The 24,971-nt window shown below is 58.0% G+C and carries 24 protein-coding genes; 8 read left to right on the plus strand and 16 right to left on the minus strand.

Going from position 1 to position 24,971, the window contains the following annotated elements; all coding sequences use genetic code 11:
* Window positions 1-94 precede the first annotated feature (94 nt).
* Window positions 95-1,231 carry a 2-iminoacetate synthase ThiH gene (gene thiH / locus G5221_RS09005; RefSeq protein ID WP_421263136.1) on the plus strand — a complete coding sequence of 379 codons (1,137 nt, stop codon included), beginning with the start codon at window positions 95-97 and terminating at the stop codon, window positions 1,229-1,231.
* 231 nt (window positions 1,232-1,462) lie between these two features.
* Here the strand turns inward: thiH and G5221_RS09010 are convergent, their stop codons facing one another.
* From G5221_RS09010 to G5221_RS09020, 3 genes are all read right to left on the minus strand, one after another.
* Complete coding sequence (locus G5221_RS09010; RefSeq protein WP_421263127.1) at window positions 1,463-3,466, minus strand: ATP-dependent nuclease; 2,004 nt, start codon at window positions 3,464-3,466, stop codon at window positions 1,463-1,465.
* Window positions 3,467-3,660: 194 nt separating this feature from the next.
* A complete protein-coding gene (locus G5221_RS09015; RefSeq protein ID WP_421257789.1) occupies window positions 3,661-4,200 on the minus strand; it encodes a GNAT family N-acetyltransferase in 540 nt (179 codons plus the stop codon).
* A complete protein-coding gene (locus tag G5221_RS09020) occupies window positions 4,200-4,616 on the minus strand; it encodes a GNAT family N-acetyltransferase (RefSeq protein WP_319920162.1) in 417 nt (138 codons plus the stop codon). The genes G5221_RS09015 and G5221_RS09020 overlap by 1 nt, the downstream gene beginning before the upstream one ends.
* 287 nt (window positions 4,617-4,903) lie before the next feature.
* Here G5221_RS09020 and G5221_RS09025 point away from each other — a divergent pair, with 287 nt between their 5' ends.
* Complete coding sequence (locus G5221_RS09025) at window positions 4,904-5,485, plus strand: penicillin-binding protein activator LpoB (RefSeq protein WP_421263128.1); 582 nt, start codon at window positions 4,904-4,906, stop codon at window positions 5,483-5,485.
* 89 nt (window positions 5,486-5,574) lie between these two features.
* On the opposite strand, the gene G5221_RS09030 is transcribed toward G5221_RS09025, so the two are convergent.
* Both G5221_RS09030 and G5221_RS09035 read right to left on the minus strand, forming a co-directional pair.
* A complete protein-coding gene (locus G5221_RS09030) occupies window positions 5,575-6,210 on the minus strand; it encodes a Vat family streptogramin A O-acetyltransferase (RefSeq protein ID WP_159158083.1) in 636 nt (211 codons plus the stop codon).
* 23 nt (window positions 6,211-6,233) lie between these two features.
* Window positions 6,234-6,551, minus strand: a complete 318-nt coding sequence (locus G5221_RS09035; RefSeq protein ID WP_058056329.1) for a DUF6968 family protein — start codon at window positions 6,549-6,551, stop codon at window positions 6,234-6,236.
* A gap of 350 nt (window positions 6,552-6,901) precedes the next feature.
* Between G5221_RS09035 and G5221_RS09040 the strand changes: the two genes are divergently transcribed.
* Both G5221_RS09040 and G5221_RS09045 read left to right on the plus strand, forming a co-directional pair.
* Window positions 6,902-7,792, plus strand: coding sequence for a sensor domain-containing diguanylate cyclase (locus G5221_RS09040; protein WP_159158084.1), 891 nt, complete (start codon window positions 6,902-6,904; stop codon window positions 7,790-7,792).
* 471 nt (window positions 7,793-8,263) lie between these two features.
* Window positions 8,264-9,538 carry an amino acid permease gene (locus G5221_RS09045; protein ID WP_159158085.1) on the plus strand — a complete coding sequence of 425 codons (1,275 nt, stop codon included), beginning with the start codon at window positions 8,264-8,266 and terminating at the stop codon, window positions 9,536-9,538.
* Between the two features lie 66 nt (window positions 9,539-9,604).
* Here G5221_RS09045 and G5221_RS09050 read toward each other — a convergent pair whose 3' ends face one another.
* A complete protein-coding gene (locus G5221_RS09050) occupies window positions 9,605-10,243 on the minus strand; it encodes an exopolysaccharide biosynthesis protein (protein ID WP_201298789.1) in 639 nt (212 codons plus the stop codon).
* A 248-nt stretch (window positions 10,244-10,491) separates the two neighbouring features.
* On the opposite strand from G5221_RS09050, the gene G5221_RS09055 reads away from it, so the two are divergent.
* Window positions 10,492-11,115, plus strand: coding sequence for an outer membrane beta-barrel protein (locus G5221_RS09055; protein WP_159159217.1), 624 nt, complete (start codon window positions 10,492-10,494; stop codon window positions 11,113-11,115).
* 90 nt (window positions 11,116-11,205) lie between these two features.
* Here the strand turns inward: G5221_RS09055 and G5221_RS09060 are convergent, their stop codons facing one another.
* Complete coding sequence (locus G5221_RS09060) at window positions 11,206-12,129, minus strand: GGDEF domain-containing protein (protein ID WP_421263129.1); 924 nt, start codon at window positions 12,127-12,129, stop codon at window positions 11,206-11,208.
* A gap of 505 nt (window positions 12,130-12,634) precedes the next feature.
* Here G5221_RS09060 and amt point away from each other — a divergent pair.
* Window positions 12,635-14,062 (plus strand): ammonium transporter, encoded by a 1,428-nt coding sequence (amt, locus tag G5221_RS09065; RefSeq protein WP_139428948.1) that lies wholly within the window; start codon window positions 12,635-12,637, stop codon window positions 14,060-14,062.
* Window positions 14,063-14,144: 82 nt separating this feature from the next.
* Here the strand turns inward: amt and G5221_RS09070 are convergent, their stop codons facing one another.
* From G5221_RS09070 to G5221_RS09110, 9 genes are all read right to left on the minus strand, one after another.
* Window positions 14,145-14,612 carry a glycine zipper 2TM domain-containing protein gene (locus G5221_RS09070; RefSeq protein WP_005340126.1) on the minus strand — a complete coding sequence of 156 codons (468 nt, stop codon included), beginning with the start codon at window positions 14,610-14,612 and terminating at the stop codon, window positions 14,145-14,147.
* A gap of 97 nt (window positions 14,613-14,709) precedes the next feature.
* Entirely contained in the window at window positions 14,710-15,207 is a 498-nt protein-coding gene (locus tag G5221_RS09075) for a GNAT family N-acetyltransferase (RefSeq protein WP_021231619.1), read from the minus strand.
* Between the two features lie 112 nt (window positions 15,208-15,319).
* Window positions 15,320-15,724 (minus strand): nitrous oxide-stimulated promoter family protein, encoded by a 405-nt coding sequence (locus tag G5221_RS09080; RefSeq protein ID WP_005356534.1) that lies wholly within the window; start codon window positions 15,722-15,724, stop codon window positions 15,320-15,322.
* A gap of 87 nt (window positions 15,725-15,811) precedes the next feature.
* Window positions 15,812-17,614, minus strand: coding sequence for an aminopeptidase P family protein (locus G5221_RS09085; RefSeq protein ID WP_159158088.1), 1,803 nt, complete (start codon window positions 17,612-17,614; stop codon window positions 15,812-15,814).
* A 33-nt stretch (window positions 17,615-17,647) separates the two neighbouring features.
* Window positions 17,648-18,313, minus strand: a complete 666-nt coding sequence (locus G5221_RS09090) for a GntR family transcriptional regulator (protein ID WP_005340138.1) — start codon at window positions 18,311-18,313, stop codon at window positions 17,648-17,650.
* 193 nt (window positions 18,314-18,506) lie between these two features.
* Window positions 18,507-20,132 carry a phosphoenolpyruvate carboxykinase (ATP) gene (pckA, locus tag G5221_RS09095; RefSeq protein WP_005340139.1) on the minus strand — a complete coding sequence of 542 codons (1,626 nt, stop codon included), beginning with the start codon at window positions 20,130-20,132 and terminating at the stop codon, window positions 18,507-18,509.
* A gap of 149 nt (window positions 20,133-20,281) precedes the next feature.
* Window positions 20,282-21,166 carry an Hsp33 family molecular chaperone HslO gene (hslO, locus tag G5221_RS09100; RefSeq protein ID WP_019445177.1) on the minus strand — a complete coding sequence of 295 codons (885 nt, stop codon included), beginning with the start codon at window positions 21,164-21,166 and terminating at the stop codon, window positions 20,282-20,284.
* Window positions 21,167-21,243: 77 nt separating this feature from the next.
* Window positions 21,244-21,642, minus strand: a complete 399-nt coding sequence (gene hslR, locus G5221_RS09105) for a ribosome-associated heat shock protein Hsp15 (protein ID WP_005340141.1) — start codon at window positions 21,640-21,642, stop codon at window positions 21,244-21,246.
* 256 nt (window positions 21,643-21,898) lie between these two features.
* Window positions 21,899-22,279: a hypothetical protein gene (locus tag G5221_RS09110; protein ID WP_005340143.1), complete on the minus strand. Its 381-nt coding sequence runs from the start codon at window positions 22,277-22,279 to the stop codon at window positions 21,899-21,901.
* A gap of 185 nt (window positions 22,280-22,464) precedes the next feature.
* On the opposite strand from G5221_RS09110, the gene G5221_RS09115 reads away from it, so the two are divergent.
* On the plus strand, window positions 22,465-23,853 hold the full coding sequence (locus tag G5221_RS09115) for a bifunctional NUDIX hydrolase/phosphatase PAP2 family protein (protein WP_216979586.1): 1,389 nt from the start codon (window positions 22,465-22,467) through the stop codon (window positions 23,851-23,853).
* Window positions 23,850-24,941, plus strand: a complete 1,092-nt coding sequence (gene ydiK, locus G5221_RS09120; protein ID WP_216952793.1) for an AI-2E family transporter YdiK — start codon at window positions 23,850-23,852, stop codon at window positions 24,939-24,941. The genes G5221_RS09115 and ydiK overlap by 4 nt, the downstream gene beginning before the upstream one ends.
* Window positions 24,942-24,971 lie beyond the last annotated feature (30 nt).

Genomic DNA, 24,971 nt, shown 5'->3' on the forward strand with positions numbered 1-24,971 from the left:
CTCCCCCTTGCCCCAAGGGCAGCCAGAGGTTTGCCCCCCTCTCGGCTCTTCACAAAATAAGGGAGAGGGGCTGGGGGTGAGGGCCCAGGGGGAAATAGGATCAAAGATCGCCCCCTCCTTTCTCGACCGCTGGCAGGAGCTGGAGTGGGACGATATCGGCATGCAGATCCGCGCCAAAACTGCCGCCGATGTGGCCCGCGCCCTGAGCGCACCCCGCCGCACCCTGGCCGATTTTATGGCGCTGATCTCCCCAGCCGCCGAAGCCTATCTGCCGCAGATGGCAGCCGAGGCCGAGCGGCTGACCCGCCAGCGCTTTGGCAACACCATCGGCTTCTATGTGCCGCTCTATCTGTCGAACCTCTGCGCCAACGACTGCACCTATTGCGGCTTCTCCATGAGCAACCGCCTCAAGCGCAAGACCTTGAATGCAGAGGAGATAGAGCGCGAGTGTCTGGCCATCAAGGCGCGTGGCTTCGACAGCGTGCTGCTGGTGACCGGCGAGCACGAGCACAAGGTGGGGCTCGCCTATTTTCGCGAGGTGATGCCCATCATCCGCCGCCACTTCAGCACGGTGGGGATGGAGGTGCAGCCCCTCTCGCAGGCCGACTATGCCGAGCTGAAAAGCCTCGGCCTTGACGCCGTCATGGTCTATCAGGAGACCTACCACGCCCCCACCTATGCCCGCCACCACCTGCGCGGCAACAAGCAGGACATCGCATGGCGCCTCGCCACACCGGATCGGCTGGGCCGCGCCGGTATCGACAAAATCGGGCTGGGGGCGCTGATCGGCCTCTCCTCGGACTGGCGCGCCGACAGCTACTTTGTCGCCGAGCATCTGAGCTGGCTTGAGCGTCACCACTGGCAGAGCCGCTATTCGCTCTCCTTCCCGCGCCTGCGCCCCTGCACAGGCGGACTGGAACCTGCCGTGGTCATGTCGGATCGCCAGCTGGCCCAGCTGATCTGCGCCTGGCGCCTCTTCTCACCGACGCTGGACTTGTCGCTCTCGACCCGCGAGTCGGCCGCGTTTCGCAACGGCGCGGTGCGCCTTGGCATTACCCAGATGTCGGCCGAGTCGCGCACCCAGCCGGGGGGCTATGCCGAGGGAGATGCCGAGGAGCTGGAGCAGTTCGCCATCCACGACGACCGCCCGGTGGGGGAGGTGGCCGCCGCTGTGCGGCAGGCCGGGTTGCAGCCGGTGTTCAAGGACTGGGAGCCGTTTTTGGGGAGATAGAGGGTGATTTCACTTTGCCATACGCAGATCGGGGAGTGTGATGCCGAAACTCAATAGCTATTCGCGGTAAACGTTGGGCTTCGCAAGCTCAGCCACAACCTACATCTGTGGTAGGTTGGCGCTGAGCGTAGCGAAGCCCAACATACGAGATCCAATCAGCAATGGCTGGTTTGGAGTAAGGGCCGGAATGAATAGCAAAGTTCGGCAGACCGAATGAGTTGATAGCCTTTATTATTTTTGATGCATTCGACCGCGCTCGTTCAAAAAGCGAGCAAATCTATGTATTTCTGGAAAACCAACAGCCCCATTAGAGAACATTTTATCTAGGGAAAAATAAAAGTAATCTTCTATGTAGGATGGTTCTAATGAAATACAGGAAATAATTCCAGAGATAATATCCTTAAAGTCATCTTTATCGCATGAGTGTGAAATATCACATTGATTTAGCTTTTCTATAGAGTATGTCATATATGTATGGTAATACATGGTATCTTGACAACCGAATATTTTTATTATGTTTGATGGGTTTTTTAAAAGGGATTTTTTGATGTGGTTAGACCTAGCTGTCAATTGTCCAGTAACTTTTTCTGAGTGCTTTTTGTTTAAGAGCCGTTCCTTGTGACTTGCTATATGTTGAGACCAATACATCTCAATAATAGTGCTAATGTACTCTGCTGTGAATTCGTCACTTTTGTACATTGAAGTAATAAAATGAGTAAAGCTTTGCTTGTTGGTGAATATTGATGATTCAATAGTGTAGCTCTCCCATATAAAACAATCTATGGAGATTTCCTCCTTTAATTTATCAATCAGGTTATTTGTCTGGTCTTTTGTTAAACAATCACTATCAATAATTATTTTCGATTTGTCCCATAACGGTTCACTAGAGCCAATACCATCAAGAAATGATTTGAAATGTTTTATTTCTTGTAGCAAGGAATCAACTCCCTTGAATGACCAGAACGCACAGTTTATATCCAGCTCATACATTTCAAGTATTTTCTTAATATATTTTATGTCATCAATACCTTCAACAAGTAAGATTAGGTCTGCTTCAATAAAGCCAATGATATCTAAGGAAGATGTTGAGTGAATTTTACTTATTATAGATGAGTGATGATCTATGCCAGCTCCTTTTTGTCTTTGGGTATTACTTTCTGATATGATTGGGTAAATGTTAGTTTTATCTGAGGTACAAATATTCTCTTCTATATGAAAGATGTTCTTAGGATTAGTTGAACGAATTAACCCTTCATTATGCGTTGTTAGAAAAATTTGTGTTGCAGCCGTTTTTTTCTGTAGTGTTTGGATAAGTCTTTTCTGGATGTCTCTATGTATGTGTGAATCCGGTTCATCTAAGAGTATTAAGTTAAGATCTTTTTCTTCCTCATAACATGTCAGAAGTAAGCCTATAATTTGTAATGTTCCACTTCCTAGCAAAGATACATCTTTATAACTTAGCTCAATGCCCATCCTTATACTGACATTAATGTTTGTATCTTTATTTATATCGCTTTCAATACTAAAGTATATTTTATTTTTGTTATTGTTTAAGATGTATGAAACATCATTTGAGAATGCCTCAAAAGCCTCTTTTTGTTTGGACAGAAGATAAAGTCTATTTCTTATGTAAGACGATGACTCTCGAGATGTCACACGGTTCTTTATGATCGGTTTTGTTGCAAATTCCTCATATGCTGGAATTACTGCTATAGGAAGAGCAAAGTAGCAGCCAATTGGTTCGGGAAGATGTTTAAATGAGCTGTTGAACCACTCAAAATCAAATTCATCATGATCTTTAAGGATTATCTCATAATTACTACTGCCAGATGCTCCCCTAATTTTGAAACAAATTTCTTTGGTTGTCCCATTATTATCAAAAAATGACAATCCAATTTCAATTTGATTAGAAATGGTCAACTCATAGAAAATATCACTAAATCGATAGCTCCGTACAGAATGTATAGCCCGATAATCAAAGTAATTCTGTGCTTTCTTCCCTAGACGGTAATAACCTGATTTTATAGTTGTTCCACGCGTAGCCTTCTTTGCCATCATTAACAGAAGAGAAAAGCATTCATGCCATAATGCAATTGCTTCAAGAATGGTCGTCTTGCCACTATTATTTGTGCCAGTTATTACGTTAAGGCTTTCATCAGCATGAAACATGGTGTTTCTATATGCTTTGAAGTTGTTTATATATATGCTTTTTATTTTCAATTTTATCTCTTGCAATATGTTTTTATGTTATTGACTAGTTTAACTCTTATTGGGTTTTATATGAAGCTTTTTGGACTGGACGAAATGCTATGAACTCCACGTTTTCAACAGTGAAGTAATAACTATGTGTAAAGGGTAAACATCATGTGTGGTGACTATCACTATTAACCCTCCAGAATTGTGCAGAGTGTCTCTACTACAGAATTAAGCTACTCGGGAATAAGAGCATAGATATGTGCATCAAGAGGCTGGCCATGCAGAAAGATACGATTCCTTGCCCGGCACTCAAAGGTTGCCCCAGCGGCGATGGCAACGGCTTCGCTGGCGCTGTTGCCAACTTCCATCACGATCTCAAGCCGAAATAGGCCCAACTGCTGAAAGCCAAAGTCACGGAGCAGGGCGACCGCCTGTCGGGCGATGCCGCAGCCTTGCCGGGATTGCCGCACCCAATAGCCGATATTGCCGTAGCGGTGATGGGGCGACAGCTGGTTGATACCTGCGCCACCCAAAAGCTGGCCGGTGGTGGCGCAGAAGATGCCCATGTCAAAGGCACGTCCCGCCGCACGATCCTGATCGCAGCTGGCAAACCACTCCAGCGCGCTCTCCCGGGTAAATGAAGGGGAGCACCAGCTCATCCATTGGCCGACCGTCTCGATGGATTCGTGGGCCGCGTGGACAAACTCGTCGGCATCGGCCGGTTCGAACGGGCGGATCACGATATTGGCATTGGCAAGGGGCTGGAATGTCATCACTTGTCCTGCTTTTTCAGAAAGTAACTGATATGCCCCGGCGGCATATCGGGCAGCTGGCCAAAGACTTCGTAACCCTGCTTCTGATAGAAGGGGAGGGCCTGAAAACTGGTGGTTTCCAGATGGTAGTTGCTGATGCCTTTGCTTTGGGCGTACTGCTCCATGGCGCCGAGCAGGCGGCCGCCCCAGCCATCGCGGCGGATGCTTTCGTCGATCCAGAGCCAGTCAACATGCAGCCAGCCCCACTTGATGTCGGCGATGATGCCGCCATGTACCTTGCCCTCTTTATCCTTGATAAAGCTTGCGATCCGCTCGCGCAGATGGGTGCCGGCGTGATCCTTGTTGAAGCCCGAGAGGCCAATGCGCAGCGCTTCGATCTCATCGTCCTGAGGCGGTTGGGGTGGGGTGAGTTGCATAGTGCTTCCTGCTTGAGTGTGATGATCTCTGTCGGGTTGCGACGTGTTGTGCGCCGGGCTTACCGCTGCGTTACTGTTGATGTTTTACCGACACTACCCTAACGGAATCGGGTGGAGCCGTGCCAGCTTTTTCGTGGGCCCAGGTTCGCCAGTCTCTGTCGCCCTGTGGTGGTGGGCGTATCGACCCCGCCGGGGTTTGTCCCTAGCATAAGGAGGATGCGGGGCAGGGGCTCCGCCATGCGGGCATGTGTTGATGCCCGTTTACGGATTTCTGGCGGAGAGAAAAGATGAAGCTGCGTTCCTTGTTGATGGTGGGGGCCCTGCTGCTGGGCGGTTGTGCGGTCAATCCCTACGGTGGTACTCAGGCTCCTGTCAGTGAACCCGATCAGCCAGTGAGCCAGCCGGACAAGCCGGTGACCAAACCGGATAGCGGGGACGTTCAGCCCAAGCCGGTGGCGCCGACCGGACTGGCGCAGGCCATGGCCGATCTCTTTGTGCAGGCCCCCGAGGTGCGGGAGCTGGCGCAAACCGGTCAGCCGGTGCTGCTGCTCACCCCGCCCCAGAACGGCACCGGCGAGCCGGTGGACACCCGCGCCATGGCGGCGGCCATGAGCAAGCTCATCCAGAGCAAGAGCGGTTTTCACTTTGCCGACCAAGGGCAGGTGGCAGCCATCACCGGCCAGCTTGAGTATCAGCAGGGTAGGATGAACCCGGCCTCCCTGGTGCGGCTTGGCCGCCAGACCGGCGCCGGCTACATGCTCTACGGGGATCTGGTGGCACAGGGGAGCCGTTATCGGTTGTCGATGACCCTGATGGAGCTGCGCAGCGGCGAGCTGATCTGGAGCGGTAGTCGCTCCGCCAGCCACTGAGCGGTCTGCGACCAATCAAAAAGAGGGTTGAGTGCCTGTGCGCTCAACCCTCTTCTCATTTCTGGCCCTATGCCTGATGGGGCTTGTCTCTAGCGGATTGCCGCTTCCAGCGCGGCTATCTCGCCGCCGCTGATAAGCGGCAGGTTACGGCTGATCTGCTCCACCGGCCAGTCCCACCAGGCGATGGCGTTGAGACGGGCTATGGTGTCGTCGTCGAAACGGTAGCGGATCACTTTCGCCGGGTTGCCGCCGACCACGGCGTAGTCGGGCACATCAGTGGTGACTACGGAGCGGGCGGCGATGATGGCGCCGTTGCCGATTTTGACCCCCGGCATGATCAGGGCCTCATAGCCAATCCAGACATCGTTGCCGATGACGGTATCCCCCTTGTAGGGGAGGCTGCCCGGGGCAGGGACGACGCTCTCCCAGCCGTTGCCGAAGATAAAGAAGGGGTAGGTGGAGGGGCCCGAGCTCTGGTGGTTGGCGCCGTTCATGATGAACTTCACCCCGCGGGCGATAGCGCAGAACTTGCCGATGATGAGCTTGTCGCCGATGAAGGGGAAGTGGTAGAGGACGTTGCGCTCGAAGCCCGCAGAATCCTCCGGAACGTCGTAATAGGTGTAGTCACCCACCTCGATATTGGGCCCCTTGATGGTGTTCTTGATAAAACACACCTGGGGGAAGCCATTCATGGGGTGGGGATTGGCGGGGTCGGGTCCGTGCATCCGGGCTCCTAGGGTTGGCCGGGCTAGAGCGCCGGGAAGTAGCAGGCGCTCATGTCGATGGGGTGATCGGGGCAGCCTGGCAGATAGAATTGCCAGCCCGCATCGGAGAAGGCGCGCAGTTCGGTCTCGACAAACTTGATGGCGAGGCTCAGGGCCTGCAGGCTGTCGATGCCGTAGATAAAGGTTTTGTCGCTCAGCCCCGCCAGCTTCACCTTGCAGCGCCAGTCACCGCTGGCGGACTTGGGATCCGGCTCGGGGGCCTTGATGGCGATCTTGAGGGTGAGCTGTTCCCCTTCGGTACTGATAGCGTCGAAGCGGGCGGTAACGATGGCGTTTTTCATCTGGCGATTCCTTTTCCGTGGTACAGCCCCTGCGGTTGCGGGGGGGCTGGCGTTCCTGATGGCTGATGAGGTGAAAACTGGACTCGTGACGGCCAGCGTAAATGAACTTGTGAGTTGAAACAATGAGATATCATTGAGCGAGGGAGGGGCCATCCGCCACTGCGAACGGTCGCAAGTCAGAGCGGCGGTGGGCGCAGGCAATCCTTGCTGGCCGAGACGTCCGCATGCTGCTAGATGTAAAGGATTGTTGGCTATGACGGCAGATTTTTCTCCGTTGCCGATGAGGGCGAGTGAGTCCTTTTAAGGCAGAATATCTCCCCCCTGTTTGACCCTAACGTACAGGAGTCTCCGTGGCGCTTTCGGTAACCCAGCTTTATGAAGTGATGGCCCAACTGCCAGATCCCATCTTCATCCTCAGTGAAGATGGTTATTACGTGGAATATATCGGCGGCATGGAGCAGCAATCCTATCACGATGGCAATCCGCTGGCGGGCAAGCAACTGGCCGATGTGCTGCCACCCGAGATGGCCATGTGGGTCAAGGCACAGGTTGCCGAGTCACTGGCGAGCGGTCAGGTGCGGGTGGTGGAGTATGAGCTATCAGCAGCCGAGGTGGGGGGAATCAATGCCGCCGTCGGGCCGCAGGGGGTACAACGTTTCGAGGGCAAGATTGCCCCGCTGCCCTCCCTCTATGACGGCAAGCGGGCGGTGGCCTGGGTGACTCGCAATATTACCCGCCAGTACGAGTTGCAGCAGCGACTGCAGCGCCAGAGCGAGACCGATCAGCTGACCGGTCTCTACAACCGCCGCTTCTTCTTCGAGCACTGCCAGCCGCTGCGGACAGGGGAGGCGCCCTGTGGCCTTATCATGCTCGACATCGATCACTTCAAGCAGATCAACGATCACTACGGCCATCAGCAGGGAGATCGGGCCTTGCAGCGATTCAGTGGCTGCATCGATGCCCTGTTGCGGGCGGACGATCTCTTTGTGCGCAGCGGCGGCGAGGAGTTTCTTATCCTGTTGCCACGGATCGATGAGGCCGGTTTGCTGCAGATGGCGGAGCAGATCCGTGCCGCTGTCGAAGCATTGCCTGCCGATCCGGTCGCCATCACGGTCAGTCTGGGCACAACCCTGGTGCAGCCGGAGGAGGAGATCAATCAGGCGCTGGCCCGGGCCGACGAGTGGCTCTATCAGGCCAAGCGGGCAGGGCGCAACCGGGTGGCACACTGCCCGGCACGCTGAGCTGATTGGTCCTGTTATTGGCAGACATCACCTTTCCTTTTGCCATAAATAAATTGGCTGACATCACTGTCAATTAGTAGAAAAGTTGGCCGTATTATTTAACTCATATTCCATAGCTTAAGGTGTTAATATTATCGGCCTGATCGCTGGTCTTATTTATGTTGTTGGGCAACAGCATGAGGTTTTATCGGTATGTTATCAAACAGGCGTGAATCTGGTTTTGGGTGACGAATGTGATACATCCTGTTGTCTTTTGAAACATTCCGATTCAAACAGTTATGAATTATTAACCTTGACCCGGATAGCGATTTCAACGATGGTAGCGTGGCAGCTCCGTTTCTCTCCGGTGGCCCTGTTGGCTACTGGCGGCGTTGTTCTTTCACGAACAGGGCGATCTGCCATGACATATCGCCAGCCTGTTATTCGGGCCAATAAAAATAATGATGACAGACTAATAAGGTATATATTGCAATGAGTGTTTCTATTGCTGAAAAGAGTCACCCTGTTTCAAAATTGAAATGGGAGAAAAGCGATTCGGTATGGACCATGGGCTTATATGCCACTGCTGTTGGTGCCGGTACGTTATTTCTCCCTATTACTGTTGGCAGTAATTCCCTGGTTATTTTGCTGTTTATATTATTGCTGGCTTTTCCGCTTTCTTATTATTCCCACCGGGCATTGAGCCGCTTTGTGCTCTCCAGTTCCCATAAGGAGGGGGATATCACCCATGTGGTGGAGGAGCACTTCGGTGCCAGGGCGGGCAAGCTGCTGATGCTGGTCTATCTGATGGCCTTCTACCCCATCATTCTGGTCTACAGCATCTCCATCACCAATGCGATCCAGAGCTTCGTGGTACATCAGTTGGGGGATGCCGAGCTTCCCCGCGGCTTGCTGGTGCTGGGGGTGATGCTGGGCCTGCATCTGGTGCTGCTGGCCGGCAAACAGATCGTGGTGTCGGCCATCAGCGTGCTGGCGCTGCCCATGGTCGCCTTTCTGATTGGCCTCTCCATCTATCTGCTGCCCCAGTGGAGCCTCTCCTATTTCACAGAGAGTCAGGCAGTGGAGTGGCGTGACCCGGCGTTCTGGAAATCCCTCTGGCTAATCGTGCCGGTGATGGTCTTCTCCTTCAGTCATGCGCCCATTATCTCCTCCTTCAGCGCGGCGCAGAAAAAGCGCTGTCAGGAGAGTGCCGACCTGCGTGCCAAGCGGATCATCAAGTGCAGCAGCATTCTGATTTGCGGCAGCGTGCTCTTCTTCGTGGTGAGCTGCGTGATGAGCCTGAGTCAGGCCGAGATGGCGCTGGCCCGCACCGACAATATCTCCGTGCTGTCGGCGCTGGCGAACAAGTTTTCCAATCCGCTGATCGCCTATGTGGGGCCGCTTATCGCCATTCTGGCCATGTCCAAATCCTTCCTCGGCACCTCCATGGGGGTTAGCGAGGGGACGGTGAGCATGGTGAGCGGTGCCTGTCAGGGGCTGGGGCTCTCTCTCAAGGAGTCGACCATCGCCCGGGTGTCGTCGGTGATCCTGTTTATGGTGACCGCCCTCATCACCTATCTGAACCCCAATGTGCTCGACATCATCGAGCGCGTCAGTGGCCCGCTGATCGCGGTGATCCTGTTTCTGCTGCCGGCCTGCTCCATCTATCGCTTGCCCGCACTCAAGCGTTATCGCGGGCCGAGTACCCTTTTTGTGTTGGTGATGGGGCTGCTTGCCATCTCGGCCCTTATCTACGATCTGCTTTGACCGGGCGGTATCCCGCACAAATCCAAAAGGGCGACCATCTGGTCGCCCTTTTTCTGTGCATCGGGGTTAGCCGAGCAGGCCGGTGGCGCTCTGGCCCGCCATCAGCAAGCCGATGGCCAGCACGCTGAACCAGACCAGGGTTGCACTTACCAGCAGATAGCCGCTGGCAACGAACAGACCGTCCCGCTGCAACATGCCGGTGCAGAGCAGCAGGATGGCCCAGGCGGGCATGGCATTGGTGAAGGGGATGGCGCCCAGGGGTAGCATCAGCAGCAGGGCGGCCAGCATGATCAGCAGACCGTTGCAGCGGTTGACCGTGCTGCTGCCGGTCAGCACCAGCAGGCGCGGGCGGATAACGCGATCGACACGGGCCAGCAGATCCGCACCCTTGTGCAGGGTCGGCTTGAGCTGGTCGGCGGCGAAGCGGCGTTCCATCAGGATGGCGGGCAGCCAGGGCACCCGGTTGAGGGTGATGCCGATGCCGATAAAGAGGATCAGCAGACCAAACGGGGTGCTGACCCCGGGAATGGAGACCGGTAGCAGGAAGGGGACGGTGAGCAGCACGCAAAACAGCAGCATGCCCTGCTCGCCCACCAGCTCCAGCATCTGGCGCAGGCTGATATGGCTCTCGTCGATGGCATGCGCGGTGGCCCGCAGGGTATCCGCGAGGGTTGTTTTGGGGTCGTTGAGTTGCGCGGCAACCATTCCCTGATGTCCTTCTGAGTGGTGATAACGGGCTCCGATGACCCGATTTGGCGCCAGCATACGTGGCAGAGGTTAACCGTCGATGAATGGTGGCGGGGAGTACGGCAAGGCCACAATGGTACTGCTTTGCCGCGCCATCGATGAGTGTGATCCCCCCCATGAAAGTGAACCGGTACAGCTGCCATTTAGGATGAGCGCAGGATGCCTCTGGTATGCTTTCTGCACAATCACACAGGGAGCAGGGGATGATGAAGAGAGCCGGGATAGCGATGATGGGGTTGTTGCTGCCACTCGGGCAGGTCTGGAGTAGTGAGGCAGCAACCACATCCGGTTGGCAGGTGACGCCGTTTTTCGGCTACAGCTCAGCCATCGACTTCGAGAAGAGTGACGAGGTGGTGCAGCCGGTCTCGCGCTCGGCCTCGCTCGATTCACTGCAGGGGCAGGGCTCCGGCAGTTGGGGTCTCTTTATCAGCAAGGAGGTGGATGATCCGGGCATGATCGAGCTGCTCTACAGCCATCAGTCCACCACCCTCTCTCCCGACCAGCCGGATCGCCTGACGGTGGACATCCTGCACTTTGCCGGTGCTCTGACCCTCTCTGACAACCTGATGGCGCCCTACATCGGCGCCGGAATCGGGGTGACCCGCTTTGCCGCTTACGACAGCGAGGTGACCCCTTCCATGTCGCTGGCGCTCGGGGTGCAACCGCGCCTCGCCGAGCATCTGGCCCTGCGGGCCGAGGTGCGCGGTTATGGTTCGCTGGTCAACGACAACAACCAGTTTCTTTGCAACCCGGAGCAGTGCGTGTTCAAGGTGCGCGGGGAGCTGGTAACCCAATGGCAGGCCAATATCGGTCTTACCTTCCGCTTTTAGGCGAGGGGATTTGCCCTATGAAACAGGGGCCCTTGGGCCCCTGTTTCAGCAGCAATGTTTCGCCGTGATCGGCAATCAAGCGGTAGCTCTTCACGCCTCTTTATTAGTCGGCGTCGCCCATACCGCGCAATTTCTGCCCGCCTCCTTGGCGCCATAAAGCGCCTGATCCACCCGTTTGAACAGCGAGACTGCCGGCTCCTTGGGCCCGCGGATCCCCACTCCCAGGCTGACCGTCATGGTATGGGCCGGGTCGGGTGCTATGGTGCGGGTCGCAGTGAGCAGGGTGTTGGCCAGTTGCTGCAGCTCGGCTTCGTGGGCGATGGGCAGCAGCAGGGCAAACTCTTCACCCCCGACACGGGCCGCCAGCGCACCGGGCGGGCAGTGCTGTTGCAACAGCTCGCCAAACTGCTGCAACACCCGATCCCCGATATCGTGGCCGTAGTTGTCATTGATCACCTTGAAGTGATCGAGATCCAGCAGGATGAGGGCGTGGCAAATCCCCTGCTCCAGAAACAGTTGCTGATGAAAGTAGCGCCGGTTTGGCAGCCGGGTCAGATCATCGAACAGTGCCTGTTGTCTGAGCTGGGTATTGATGTGGAAGAGGTGGTGCATGGTGCTCAGGATGCCGATGCTGCTGAGCAGGATGCCGCTGGATCTCAGCAGATCCTCGGCATAGATGGCGAGCCAGAGTGGCTGCGCCACCAGCTCATCCATGATGTCGGCGGTGGCCCCCATGATCCACAACATCAGACCGCAGGAGAGCATGCGGTAGGTATGGGTGGGCAGGTGGGCGCACTGTACCACCCAGAACAGGAACAGCATGGTGAGCCAGTTGATCACCTCGAAGCCAAAGCTGACGGCGTAAAAGCGCTCGTAGGGGAAGTGGGGCAGCAGCAACAGATGAAGGACCATGATGGCCAGCATCACTATCCCCAGCAGCGCGATGTGGGCGCGATGCTCCCGGTCGAGGTGACGGTAGTGGGAGAGGCTGATGTCGAGACGATCGAACTGCATGGTGTTCCTCGGATTGGGCCTGCCATCAGGTTGCAAACAAGGGGCTGTGTAATGGCATGCCGTGGTCGGATAACAGGAAACTGCTGGTCTGTCAGTGTAAACGAGCGGGCCCGCAGCGCGCGATATCGATGACGTCAGCTTGTGGGCTGGCTCAGGGTTTGCGCACTTCTGGTGCGTGAAGTATCGCCTGCCCTGTGACAGGGCGACCCTGGACAGGTTAGCGCAGCTCATGCGCCAAATTGGTGCATTGATGATGCGTGATCTTACTAATGCAATGATTTAAAAGGATTTAAATTTGTGGCCCGCTTTATGCTTTTTACATGTCAGACGGTCTCTTGCGGTCATCGACGGCAGACGCAGTGATGAGGAAGTGGCAAGAGGCATCCCCGTGCAGGGCGCGGGTGTGATTCTGGCGGGTTGCAGCAACACCTTGCGATTCGCCACAGATTCAATCAGGGAAACGGAGCCGGTCTTGTACCGGTACGACAGGGAAGGAGAGTGCTCTATGGTCAAAAAATGGATGATGGCGGGTCTGACGATGTTGCCTGCCTTGCTGGTTACCCCAAGTTGGGCCGAAGAGGTCGCTCAGGTACAGGCAGCGGTGGCGCCGGTTGCCGCCATGACAATCAACAAGGGTGACAACACCTGGATGCTGCTCTCGGCGGCGCTGGTGATCCTGATGTCGATCCCCGGTCTGGCCCTCTTCTACGGTGGTCTGGTGCGGGCCAAAAACATGCTGAGCGTGCTGATGCAGGTCTTTACCCTGTTCTGCCTCATCTGCGTGCTCTGGGTGATCTACGGCTATTCGCTGGCCTTTACCGAAGGGGGCAATTTCTACGGCTCCTTCAGCAAGGTGCTGCTCAAGGGGGTGACCCCTGACTCCATCGCTGCCACCTTCAGCAAGGGGGTCGGGATCAGCGAGCTGATCTATGTGGTGTTCCAGGGGGCCTTTGCCGCCATCACCTGCGGCCTTATCGTGGGGGCGTTTGCCGAGCGCATCAAGTTTGCTGCCGTGCTGCTCTTCTCGGTGATCTGGTTCACCTTCGCCTATATCCCGCTGGCTCATATGGTGTGGTACTGGGCGGGTCCGGATGCCTATACCAGCGCCGAGGCTGCGGCCACAGCGACCGCAACTGCCGGTTATCTGTTCCAGCATGGTGCGCTGGACTTTGCCGGCGGCACAGTGGTGCATATCAACGCCGCCGTGGCGGGTCTGGTGGGTGCCTATCTGGTGGGCAAGCGTCTGGGCTACGGTCGTGATCCCATGACCCCCCACAGCCTGACCATGACCATGATCGGCGCCTCCCTGCTCTGGTTCGGCTGGTTCGGTTTCAACGCGGGCTCCGCGCTGGAAGCCAACGGTATCGCCGCACTTGCCTTTATCAACACCTGGGTGGCGCCGGCTGCGGCAGCTCTCTCATGGACGCTGGCCGAGTGGGTGATGAAGGGACGTCCCTCCCTGCTGGGGGCCGCCTCTGGTGCGGTGTCCGGTCTGGTGGTGATTACCCCGGCAGCGGGTTTCGTCGGTGTGGGCGGTGGTCTGGTGATGGGCCTTATCAGTGGCGTGGCGGGTCTGTGGGGTGTCCACGGTCTCAAGCGCCTGCTGGGTGCCGATGACAGTCTGGACGTGTTTGGCGTACACGGGGTGTGCGGCATTCTCGGCGCCCTGCTGACCGGCGTCTTTGCCAGCCCGGATCTGGGCGGCACCGGGGTGTGGGACTATGTCACCAATCAGGTGGCCGAGGGTTACTCCATCCTTGGACAAGTGAAGATCCAGGCCATCGGGGTTGGCGTGACCATCCTCTGGTCCGGTGCCGTGGCAGCGATCTCCTTCAAGCTGGTTGACCTGGTGGTGGGTCTGCGGGTGAACGGCGATGCCGAGCGGGAAGGGCTGGATGTGACCACGCACGGCGAGAAGGCCTACAGCATGTAATCCCGAATGCCAGACAACAAAAAACCGCCGGTTCCGGCGGTTTTTTTATGACTCTAAAGCTGCAAAGCCTGAGTTCACACGCTTAGTTCACGACGGCCACGTTGATGCTGCCATTGCCCTGGGTCATGCGTACACGGGCGCCAGGGGTGAAGGTGGGGCTGGCTTTCTGCACGACCACGATGGCTTCGCCGTTCTCTTTCTTGATCTCCAGCTCGACGCCGTCGACCTGATTCATCTTGTTGCCGATGGCGTTGCCTGCCGCTGCACCGGCGATGGCGCCGCCTGCGGCTGCGATGTCGCGTCCGGTGCCGCCACCGACTGTGCTGCCCAGCAGGCCGCCGACAACTGCGCCGCCAATGGTGCCAATCAGGGAGTTCTCATCGGCTTGGATCTTGACCGGGCGGGTAGAGATGATGGTGCCGTAGCTGACGGTCTGCACCTGTTTGGCGCGGTCTTTGGTGTAAACATCGCCAGAGTAAACGTCACTGTTGGCGCATCCGGTGATGGTGGTAGCTGCCAGCAGGGCAATAAGGGTCATACGCTTCAACATGGTGGGCCTCCTGGGCTGCACGTAATTTGAACAATCCGGTTGATGAGTGAACTTTACTCCAACCCCGTCACACATGAAATCGGCAAAATGTAACCAATTATGCGTTCTGTAACCGGTTTTGTCCTTGAATCGCAGCTGTACCGGAGAGGGTTTTAACCAGCAGCAGACGGTCTTCTCCGGGGCCGAAATAGTCGGCTATTTCCGCCTGCAATGTGTAACCGAGCCGGTAGTAGAGGCGCTGGGCCGGATTGGCCGGATCGACCGTGAGCCGCAGTTCGCTGATCTGCAGCGCCTGCTGGTTGGCCTCCATCTGGCGCATCATTCGCTCGGCCAGACCAAAACCGCGCGCCTCGGGCAGCACCGCCAGCGAGAGCACCCAGCCTTGCGACCGCTCCTGACCAAAGCCCCCCAGTACATACCCCACCAGCTGCCCCTCGTATTCGGCCACCAGCAACAACTCGGGCCACAAATCCATCGCCTGACGGAAGAAGAAGGCGGGATAGACATCTTCGCCAAACACCTTGGCATCGATCTGCCAGATGGCGTGCATGTCATTGTGGGTGGCGGTGCGTAGCAGGGGCGGGTTGTGGTGCATCAGGACTCCATTGGCAGCAAACGGATCGGCAACGCCGCTGACCTTGGGGTCAACGGCAAAAAAGGAGTCATAGGGTAGTGGTCATCCCCTGCCGGATGCAAGGGATTGGCGGTTATGGCGGCAGGGGGCGGCTCTGGGGTAGTTTGGGAGCCTTGCGCAAGCCGTCGAGCAGGTGGCGGAGGGTGAGCCAGGGGTGGCGCAGCAACATGCGCGGGCCGCTCCACTTCATCACCTGCTGGATCTGTTTGCGCATCGCCGGGGCGTAGCAGTGGATATTGCAGTTGGCGCAGGTGGGTTTGTGGCCGTGGCCATAACGGCAGCGACGTAGGCGCTGATGGGCGAAATCCCGCAATTGGCGACAGTGGCGGCAATGGGGATCCTGATGATGGTGCTGGCAGTAGAGGCGGATCATGGCGCTGACCGTCTGCTGCTCGCGCATGAGTCTGGGATGGTCACTCGCCTTTTTGCTGGCTGCGGCGTGTGAGCCCCGGGCTGGGCTGGCATGATGACTTTTCATGGCCGCCATTCTCCTGACCTGCTCGCTTTGGGTGTTGATACAGGTCAAAAGGGGGGATAAAAAACAGGGCCCGCAGGCCCTGTGTCATCAGATGAGGCTGGTTGCCTGCTCCAGCCAGGCGAGATCCTCGCCCTCGAGCAGCGGGCTCAGGCGGCGGAACACCTCGGCGTGGTATTCGTTGATCCAGCGGAATTCGGCCGGGCTCAGCAGGCTGCGGTCGATCAGGCGGGTATCGAACGGTACATAGGTCAGACGCTCGAAGCCCAGCATTGGCAGCTCGCCAACCTGTTCCAGCTCGGTCACGACTACCAGGTTCTCGCAACGGATGCCGAAGCCATCTTCACGGTAGTAGCCCGGCTCGTTGGAGAGCACCATGCCCGGTTGCAGGGCGACCATGCTCCCTTTCGGCGCGATGCGCTGGGGCCCTTCGTGGACACTCAGGAAGTGGCCGACGCCGTGGCCGGTGCCGTGGTCGTAGTTGTAACCGGCTTGCCACAGCGGCATGCGGGCCAGCACGTCGAGCTGGATACCGGCGGTGCCGCGGGGGAAGCGGGCCTGATCCAGCGCGATATGGCCCTGCAATACGCGGGTAAACATCGCTTTCTGCTCGTCGCTCACCTCACCCACCTTGATGGTGCGGGTGATGTCGGTGGTGCCATCCATGTATTGGCCACCGGAGTCCAGCAGATAGAGGCTGTCCTGACCAAACGCACGGGGAGTGCCGTTGGTGTGGTGGTAGTGGCACATGGCGGCGTTGGGGCCGAGTGCCGAGATGGTGTCGAAGCTCGGCTCGACGTAGTGCTCCTGCTCGCGGCGGAACGCTTCCACCTGATCGGCCAGGGTGCCTTCATCCACTCCCTCGAACTCGCCGGAGGCAACCAGCCGATCCAGCCAGGCGAGGAAGCGGGTCATGGCCACGCCATCGCGCAGGTGAGCGGCACGCATGCCGGTCAGCTCGATCTCGTTCTTGCACGCTTTCGGCAGCATGGTGGGGTCTTGCCCTGCCACCAGAATGGCGCCCGCCTCTTCCATGACGAGCTGGGTCCAGGCGTTGGCGCTGTCCGGATCGGCCAGCACCTTCTGCTGATCTTCACCGATGCGCTGCAACACGTCGCCCAGCTTGTCGATGGGGTAGACGGAGACATCCTGCCCCACGTGTTGGGTGAAGGCGAAGCAGTCAATTTTGTCGGTATCGACGAAGAAATCCATGCTGGTGTTGGCGTAGAGCACCGCAAAGCCCAGCACCACCGGCAGCCGGTCGATGTCGCGGCCGCGCAGGTTGAGCAGCCAGTTGATGGGCTCGGCCTGGGTCAGCAGCACGGCATCCAGCCCGCGCTTGCGCAGGTCGGCCGCCAGCTGTTCACGTTTGGACTGGCTGGACTGGCCCGCCAGCTCCTCGCTGTAGAGGATGACCGGGCTCTTGGTCGGCTCCGGGCGATCGCTCCAGTTCAGGTCGATGGGGTTCTGCTCGACGCGGATCAGCTCGATACCGCGGTCGGCCAGCATGGCCTTGGCATTCTTGTACCAGGTCAGGCTGTGCAGACGGGCATCGAAGCCAACCCGGGAGCCTGACGGCAGCTGCTCGGCCAGCCACTGCACATGGGGATTTTCAATGAGGTGGAGGAATTCGAACAGTTCGGCGGGGGTTTGCATCCGCGCCTGCACCGTATAGCGACCATCGACAAAGAGGGCTGCCCGCTGGGCCATGATGATGGCGACGCCGGCAGAGCCGTTGAAACCGGTGATCCAGTCAAGCCGCTCGGCGTAGGCGGGGATGTACTCGCCGAGGTGCTCATCATCGTGGGGGACGATAAAGGCGTCCAACTCCTGCATGGCCAGCTCGGCCCTGACTTGGGCGACGCGGGTTTCAATTATCTCGAAATTATTCATGTCGTTAGTGCCAGATGGTTGCTATATGAGTGTTCAGTTTTTATGGCCGCTGGCCAGGATCCGCTTGATCGACTGACCCGCCGCTTCGATATGCTGCCTGAGCAGCACCACCGCCTCGTGCTTGCGCCGGGCGCGGCACAGTTCCAGCAATTGGGCGTGTTCACGCTCCGCCTTGTCCACGCCGTCGCTGGCAAACAGCAGCTCGAAGCGGACATAGCGGTCACAGCTCAGATTGATCTGGGCGATCAGTTCAAGTGCCTGGGGGCGACCGGCTGCCTGATAGAGGGTGGCGTGAAAGCTGTGGTTCAACTCGGCCCAATGTTCGATCTGGGTGCCTGACTCCAGGGCGTGATCAAACTGGGCGAGGATCGCCTCCGCTTGCGCGAAGGTGGCTTCCGTCATCTTGTCGACGGCGTGAAACAGGGTATCGGCTTCCAGCAGCGCTCGCAAATAAAAGAGCTCTTCAATGGCCGAGGCGTCCAGCATGGTGACCACGGCGCCGCGATGGGCTTCGAACTTCACCAGCCCCTGCGCTTCCAGCTGCATCAGGGCTTCGCGCACCGGAATGCGGCTCACTGCCAGCTCTTTGGCAATGGCATCCTGACGCAAGGGGGCGCCAGCGGGGAACTCCCCACGGAGGATCCGGCCACGGAGGTTTTCCATCACCATCTGGGTTCGGGTCTTGTAGGGTGGGGTCATGGTCGGGTCACGATTGGGCGTTACAGAATTGTATATTGTATAAAGTTTGGCTGAATCTAACCTGTCACAACAGGCAAAGGCAAGGTTTTGGCCCCTTTAACGGGGGCGATGGCGGCGTTCGGGGCTCCACAAAAACAAAAATGCCGGTCAGCGTGGCTGACCGGCATGATGTCACTGATACGAAGCGAGCCTGTTACAGCTGCGGGCCTGCCGCAACCAGACGTTTGCCTTCATCGTTATCGGTGAAGCGCTCGAAGTTCTTGATGAAGCGCCCTGCCAGATCGACGGCCTTGGCATCCCACTCGGCCTTGTCGGCGTAAGTGTCGCGCGGGTCGAGGATCGCCGGGTTCACATCGTGCAGCGCGGTCGGGATCTCCAGATTGAAGATCGGCAGCACCTTGGTCTCGGCCTTCTCGATGGAGCCATCCAGGATGGCATCGATGATGGCGCGGGTATCCTTGATGGAGATGCGCTTGCCGGTGCCGTTCCAGCCGGTGTTGACCAGATAGGCCTCTGCACCTGCCGCTTCCATCCGTTTTACCAGCTCCTGACCGTACTTGGTCGGATGCAGGGAGAGGAAGGCTGCGCCGAAGCAGGAGGAGAAGGTCGGGGTCGGCTCTGTGATGCCGCGCTCGGTACCGGCCAGTTTGGCGGTGAAGCCAGACAGGAAGTGGTACTTGGTCTGCTCCTTGGTCAGCTTGGAGACCGGGGGCAGCACGCCGAAGGCGTCGGCAGTCAGGAAGATCACCTTGGTGGCGTGACCAGCCTTGGAGACCGGCTTGACGATGTTGTCGATGTGATAGATGGGGTAGGAAACGCGGGTGTTCTCGGTCTTGGAGCCATCATCGAAGTCGATGGTGCCATCGGCAGCAACGGTCACGTTCTCCAGCAGCGCATCGCGGCGGATGGCGTGGTAGATATCCGGCTCGGCCTCTTCGGAGAGCTTGATGGTCTTGGCGTAGCAGCCCCCTTCGAAGTTGAACACGCCGTGGTCATCCCAGCCGTGCTCGTCATCGCCGATCAGCTGGCGCTTCGGATCGGTGGATAGGGTGGTCTTGCCGGTGCCGGAGAGGCCGAAGAAGATGGCAACGTCGCCGTCCTGACCCACGTTGGCGGAACAGTGCATGGAGGCAATGCCGCGCAGGGGCAGGAAGTAGTTCATCATGGAGAACATGCCCTTCTTCATCTCGCCACCGTACCAGGTGCCACCGATGAGCTGCATTTTCTCGGTCATGTTGAAGGCAACAAAGTTCTCGGAGTTGAGACCCTGCTCCTTCCAGTTCGGGTTGGTGCACTTGGCACCGTTCATCACCACGAAGTCAGGCTTGAAGGTTTTCAGCTCTTCATCGCTCGGGCGGATGAACATGTTTTTCACGAAGTGTGCCTGCCAGGCTACCTCGGTGATGATGCGTACGGCCAGGCGGGTATCCGGGTTGGCACCGCAGAAACCGTCGACCACAAACAGGCGCTTGCCGGAGAGCTGTTTGGTGACCAGCCCTTTCAGATGTGACCACACTTCCGGGGTAATCGCTTTGTTATCGTTTTTACCCTGGTCAGACCACCACACAGTATCCTGGGTAGTGGCATCTTTGACGATATATTTATCTTTCGGGGAGCGACCGGTGAAGATACCGGTGTTTACGTTGACGGCGCCCAGCTCGGTCACCACACCGCGCTCGAACCCTTCCAGGTCAGGGCGTGTCTCTTCCGCGAAAAGCTGCTCGTAAGAGGGGTTGCGAACGATTTCTTGGCTGTTTTTGATGCCGTACTGGTCCAGTCCTAATTGTTGGGCCAGGGTGGGTTCTGCCACGATTGTCATTGTATTCTCCTGGGTTCAGAGGTTGGTAGGGTTCTATCTGACGGTCATCCTATCACTTAGGTGGTAGAGTTTAGCGATCGCCATCAAACTTTATAAAATAGGGTATTTTTTTGTTATTAAAGTTAAAGGCGGGTTTTGCCCGCCTTTAATTAGTGTAACTGGTTTGCATCATTGCCGGGAGCCCTGCTGAACAGGGTTTCGACATCGATCCCATTAAATTGGTACTGGGCGCCGCAATAATCACAGTGCATGTCGATCTTGCCGAGCTCCTGCACCATCTCCATGACCTCTTCCTTTTCTATCTGCAGCAGGGCCCCTTCGCAGCGCTCGCGGGAGCAGGTGCAGCGGAACTCGACCGCCTGCGGATCGAACACCCGCACCTTGTCCTGATGGTAGAGACGGTAGAGGATCTCTTCTGCCTGCAGGCCGAACAGCTCTTCATCCTTGATGGTGCTGGTGAGCTGGGTCAGGTGATCGAAATCGTTGCTGTGATCCTCGCTCTGGGCGGGCAGCTCCTGCAGCATGATGCCGGCGGCGCGCGGTTCGCCCTCGTGGTAACCAGTGCGGATCCACAGCTTGGTGGCCAGCTGTTCGGAGCGGGCAAAGTAGTGCTCCAGGCAGCCCGCCAGAGTGTCGGCGTCCAGCGCGATGATGCCCTGATAGCGCTCGCCCTGCTCCGGGGTGATGGTGATGATCAGCTGGCCGTTGCCAATCAGGCTCTGCAGCTTGCCATCGCTCGGCAGCTCGCCTTCATAGCGGGCCACGCCGCGCAGCTGCTGGTTGTTGTCACCGTTGATCACGGCCAGACGCACCGGGCCATCGCCCTGCAGTTGCACTGTGATGGAGCCTTCAAACTTGAGGGTGGCGGTCAGCAGGCTGGTGGCGACCAGCAGCTCGCCCAGCAGTTTTTGCACCTGCACCGGGTAGTTCTGGGCTTCCACCACGTGGCGGTAGGTGTGATCCAGCTGGACCAGCTCGCCACGCACTTCGTACTCTTCAAACAGATAGCGATACAGCAGATCTTGGTTGCTCATCATGTATTCCTGGCTTTTCGGTGAGGTAAATCGGGCGGGCTGGAGTTGATGCCAGCCCGGTATCAAATCGGGGTCGGTCAGTACTGTTTGACCTTGAGCAACTGGCGTCGCTCCTGCTTGTCGGGGCGGCGCTCGGGGCTGGGGGCAAACTGGCTGTTGAAGCGGCGCGCCTCGCTGTTCTCGGCCCGTTTTTTCAGGCTCTCGGCGGTCTCTTCATAGAGCTGCTGGGCCAGCGGGGCCGATTTGCGCTGCTCGCTCAAGGCCAGCACCCGCACTTCGCGTTCGTCCTGCCCCTGCCAGAAGCGGATCAGTGCACCCACTTCCACCTGTTTGCCCGGTTTGCTGCGCTGACCATTGTAGTGCACCTTGCCCCCGTCTATCTGATCCCGCGCAATGGAGCGGGTCTTGTAGAAACGGGCCGCCCACAACCACTTGTCGAGACGAACCTCGAGGGCACTTTCTGCATGATTGGGCATGAACAGGCTCCATAACGGGGAAAAGAGGTGGTCGATTATACCAGAGCACGGGGTCGGGATAGAAACCGGGCAGCCGCTGCGCGGGGCGCAAACCATGTCAAGGTGATGCAACATATGGGCAGTTTGCTGATTCACAAGGGAAAGCCGCTGCTTTATCGGGTATTCATGGGGGCTGGGAAGGGCCTTCATACCGCGCATATAACACTGCCGCCCCGGTTGGGGGCGGCAGTGTTCACATCCATCGACCATGTCAGAGTCAGAAGTGATCGTGCTGATCCGGCTTCTTCTGGTCGTGCGGCCCTTCGCTGTGGGCGATGGCGGTGCGGATCAGATCAACCCCGGCGCGGATAATCAGCACCCCCATGTTGACCAGCTTGACGCAGACCCACATGAAGGTGATGAGCAGGATCAGCTTGAGCACGGTCTGGAAGGCTTCTAGGAAGTTCTGCTCCAGCTGGGCGGTCAGGCCGTTGGCGCTGGTCATCAGCCAGGTGTAGACCTCGCGCACGAACGGGATGCGGCTTGGCATCTCCAGCACATCCAGTGCGGCAGGGAGCGCCTGGAAGATGACGATGCTGCCGAACAGGATCAAAATGACACCGATGGCGATGCCGAGGAAAAAGCCGAACTGTCTCATGGAGGGCTCCAGCGTTTGCTGCATGAAATTGAAGATAGCCGCCAATAGTAGGGAGTGCCCTGCTTCATCGCAATCTTCCGTGCACCTCCATTGCGGCGGGAACGACGGCGATCCGGCCGCCACCATTGCCCAACTATCTGATTTCTGGGAGGCTTGTCGCCATTGTGCATAGGGAAAGCAAATTGATGTCGAGAACCCTCTTTTTACTGTTGCTGGCGTTGTTTGCCGCTCTGCCAGCCCTGAGTGCCGAACCGGCTGGCCCAACGGCAGCCGCCTGCGCCATCCGCCATCAGGATCAACTGCTGCTGGTGCAGGATCGCATCTCCTCCCGCTACAGCCTGAGCGGTGGCTATATCGATGGCGGCGAGAGCCCCGAGCAGGCGGCGCTGCGCGAGCTGTATGAAGAGACCGGTCTGCGCGGCGAAGTCGTCGCGGATCTTGGCCGCTGGCAGAAAGCGCAGGTCTTTGCCTGTCGCACTCTTGAGCCTATCGTCGCCCAGCAAGATTCCGATTTTGTCTCGCTGCTGCAGGCCCCCAATCTGGGTGGCGAGATCCTCAACGCCCGCTTGATCGCGGTGGACAAGCTCCCCCGCGCACAGCGCCGCTTCCCGGAGCAGCTCGACTGGCTGCAATCCCGACTGGATAAGGTGCCCGAGAGCGAGGTGCGCTGGCAGGCCGATTTTGTGGCGCAGGGCAATGCGCTGCATCAGGCCGAGATCCCGCTGATGCTGCGGCTGCAACAGTGGCTGGGGCCCGATGTCTGGTGGCTGTCGGTCAGCAATCTGTTTGGTTCAGGCGGCTTTCAGCTTGCCCTGATACCTTTGCTGCTCCCGCTGCTGGGGTGGCCGCGACTGCGCCAGCTGCTGTTCGCCATGCTCTGGCTCGGCTTGCTGGTGCAGGCGAGCAAGGAGGGGATCGGCTGGCCGCGTCCCTTCCATCTGCAACCTGAACTGGCGACTCACAGTGCCCAGGGCTTTGGCATGCCGAGCGGTCACACCGCATCGGCCCTGCTGTTCTGGGGCGCGCTGCTTGGCTGGCTCTGGCCTGCCCGGCGCGGACAGGCCTACTCGCTGGCGCTGCTGCTGGCCCTTACCACCGGTCTGGCGCGGGTCTGGCTTGGGGCACACTTTATCTCTGACGTAGTGGCGGGGCTGCTGATGGGCGCCATACTGCTGGCTGCTCGTCCCTGCTGGCGTACGGATGGGCTTGTGGCAGGCTGGTTGCTGCTGATTGCCGCGGCGCTGGCGCTCGGGGGACTGACCCAATCGGCCCATCTGACCGGTATCGGGCTGGTAGCGCTGGGCCTCTGGCTCGGGGGAAATGCGGCCCTCGTTCGAGCTGGTTATCCCCCGCTGCTTACAGGGGGCGTTGTGCTGGCGGGCTGCTTGCTGATCGGTGCCGGCCTGTGGCTGTTGCCGCTGCTGACCAGTAGCTCGTTGATCATACTGCTTGGACAGTTTGTGCTCTTTTTCGGGCTGGGGCTCTGGTTGAGCGTCGGCCTCTGGTGGATACTCTCTCTCTTGAAACAAGACTCACGACCCAGGGGCGGACGCCCTGCAAGGGGAACTCTATGAATATGAAAAAAGTGGATTTGGCCAAGATAACCTTGGGGGTGCTGTTTCTCAGCCTCCTGATCATCTCCTGCTTTATGGTGCTGCGCCCCTTCCTGCCCGCACTGGTGTGGGCCACCATGATCACCATCGCTACCTGGCCACTGATGTTGATGGTGCAGCGGTTGCTGTGGGGCAAGCGTGCGCTGGCCGCTCTCTTTATGAGCCTGGTGCTATTGCTGATGTTTGTCATTCCGCTCTTTATGACACTGGCCAATGTGGCGGAGAAAGCCCCCATGCTGATCGAACTGGGGACCAATATCAGCCAGTCGCCTCCGCCCGAGCTGCTCTGGTTGCAGCAGATCCCGCTGGTGGGCGGCAAGCTCTATGACTTCTGGCAGCAAATTCTGGCGAGCGGTGGTCAGGTGCTGTTTGCCAAGCTGGCGCCCTACTTCGGTCAGACGGCGCGCTGGCTGGCTGCTCAGGCCGGTAATCTGGGCATGCTGCTGGTCCACTTCCTGCTGACGGTCGGTATCTGTGGTCTGCTCTATCACTCCGGTGAAGTGGTGGCGACCGGCATTCGCCGCTTTGCCCACCGGCTGGCCGGGGATCGCGGTGACAATGCGACCGTGCTGGCTTCCCAGGCGATCCGCGCCGTGGCCATGGGGGTGGTGGTTACTGCGCTGGTGCAATCCTCGGTGGCCGGGGTGGGGCTGTGGATCGCTGGCATCCCCTACACCATGGTTCTGGTGGTGGTAATGTTCCTGCTCATCGTCGCCCAGATAGGTCCCTTTCCGGTGCTGATCTCCTGTGTCGGTTATCTCTACTGGAGCGGTGATACTACCTGGGGCACCTTCCTGCTGGTCTGGTCGCTGATCGCCGGCACAATGGACAACTTCCTGCGTCCCTTCCTGATCAAACGCGGTGCCAATCTGCCCCTCATTCTCATTCTGGTGGGGGTTATCGGCGGCCTGCTGGCGATGGGGATCATCGGTCTGTTTATCGGCCCCGTGGTGCTGGCTGTGGCTTATACCTTGCTGGATGCCTGGATCAAGGAGGGTGACCACCAGTCAGAGGCGACCCATATCGCGGCAGCGCCCAGTATAGATTGACGGTTCTATAAAAAGACGATGCAAAGAGCC

It is taken from the genome of Aeromonas sp. 602200 (assembly GCF_049173895.1).
GTDB lineage: Bacteria > Pseudomonadota > Gammaproteobacteria > Enterobacterales > Aeromonadaceae > Aeromonas > Aeromonas veronii_A.

Coding starts and splice junctions, on each gene's coding strand:
- G5221_RS09060 (WP_421263129.1), bottom strand. CDS start 12,129: ATGCAGTTCGATCGTCTCGACATCAGCCTCTCCCACTACCGTCACCTC.
- hslO (WP_019445177.1), bottom strand. CDS start 21,166: ATGAGCAACCAAGATCTGCTGTATCGCTATCTGTTTGAAGAGTACGAA.
- G5221_RS09035 (WP_058056329.1), bottom strand. CDS start 6,551: ATGAAAAACGCCATCGTTACCGCCCGCTTCGACGCTATCAGTACCGAA.
- G5221_RS09025 (WP_421263128.1), top strand. CDS start 4,904: ATGAAGCTGCGTTCCTTGTTGATGGTGGGGGCCCTGCTGCTGGGCGGT.
- pckA (WP_005340139.1), bottom strand. CDS start 20,132: ATGACAATCGTGGCAGAACCCACCCTGGCCCAACAATTAGGACTGGAC.
- G5221_RS09085 (WP_159158088.1), bottom strand. CDS start 17,614: ATGAATAATTTCGAGATAATTGAAACCCGCGTCGCCCAAGTCAGGGCC.
- G5221_RS09020 (WP_319920162.1), bottom strand. CDS start 4,616: ATGCAACTCACCCCACCCCAACCGCCTCAGGACGATGAGATCGAAGCG.
- G5221_RS09050 (WP_201298789.1), bottom strand. CDS start 10,243: ATGGTTGCCGCGCAACTCAACGACCCCAAAACAACCCTCGCGGATACC.
- G5221_RS09110 (WP_005340143.1), bottom strand. CDS start 22,279: ATGAGACAGTTCGGCTTTTTCCTCGGCATCGCCATCGGTGTCATTTTG.
- G5221_RS09070 (WP_005340126.1), bottom strand. CDS start 14,612: ATGTTGAAGCGTATGACCCTTATTGCCCTGCTGGCAGCTACCACCATC.
- G5221_RS09045 (WP_159158085.1), top strand. CDS start 8,264: ATGAGTGTTTCTATTGCTGAAAAGAGTCACCCTGTTTCAAAATTGAAA.
- G5221_RS09115 (WP_216979586.1), top strand. CDS start 22,465: ATGTCGAGAACCCTCTTTTTACTGTTGCTGGCGTTGTTTGCCGCTCTG.
- G5221_RS09030 (WP_159158083.1), bottom strand. CDS start 6,210: ATGCACGGACCCGACCCCGCCAATCCCCACCCCATGAATGGCTTCCCC.
- G5221_RS09090 (WP_005340138.1), bottom strand. CDS start 18,313: ATGACCCCACCCTACAAGACCCGAACCCAGATGGTGATGGAAAACCTC.
- G5221_RS09075 (WP_021231619.1), bottom strand. CDS start 15,207: ATGCACCACAACCCGCCCCTGCTACGCACCGCCACCCACAATGACATG.
- hslR (WP_005340141.1), bottom strand. CDS start 21,642: ATGCCCAATCATGCAGAAAGTGCCCTCGAGGTTCGTCTCGACAAGTGG.
- G5221_RS09080 (WP_005356534.1), bottom strand. CDS start 15,724: ATGAAAAGTCATCATGCCAGCCCAGCCCGGGGCTCACACGCCGCAGCC.
- amt (WP_139428948.1), top strand. CDS start 12,635: ATGGTCAAAAAATGGATGATGGCGGGTCTGACGATGTTGCCTGCCTTG.
- ydiK (WP_216952793.1), top strand. CDS start 23,850: ATGAATATGAAAAAAGTGGATTTGGCCAAGATAACCTTGGGGGTGCTG.
- G5221_RS09055 (WP_159159217.1), top strand. CDS start 10,492: ATGAAGAGAGCCGGGATAGCGATGATGGGGTTGTTGCTGCCACTCGGG.
- G5221_RS09015 (WP_421257789.1), bottom strand. CDS start 4,200: ATGACATTCCAGCCCCTTGCCAATGCCAATATCGTGATCCGCCCGTTC.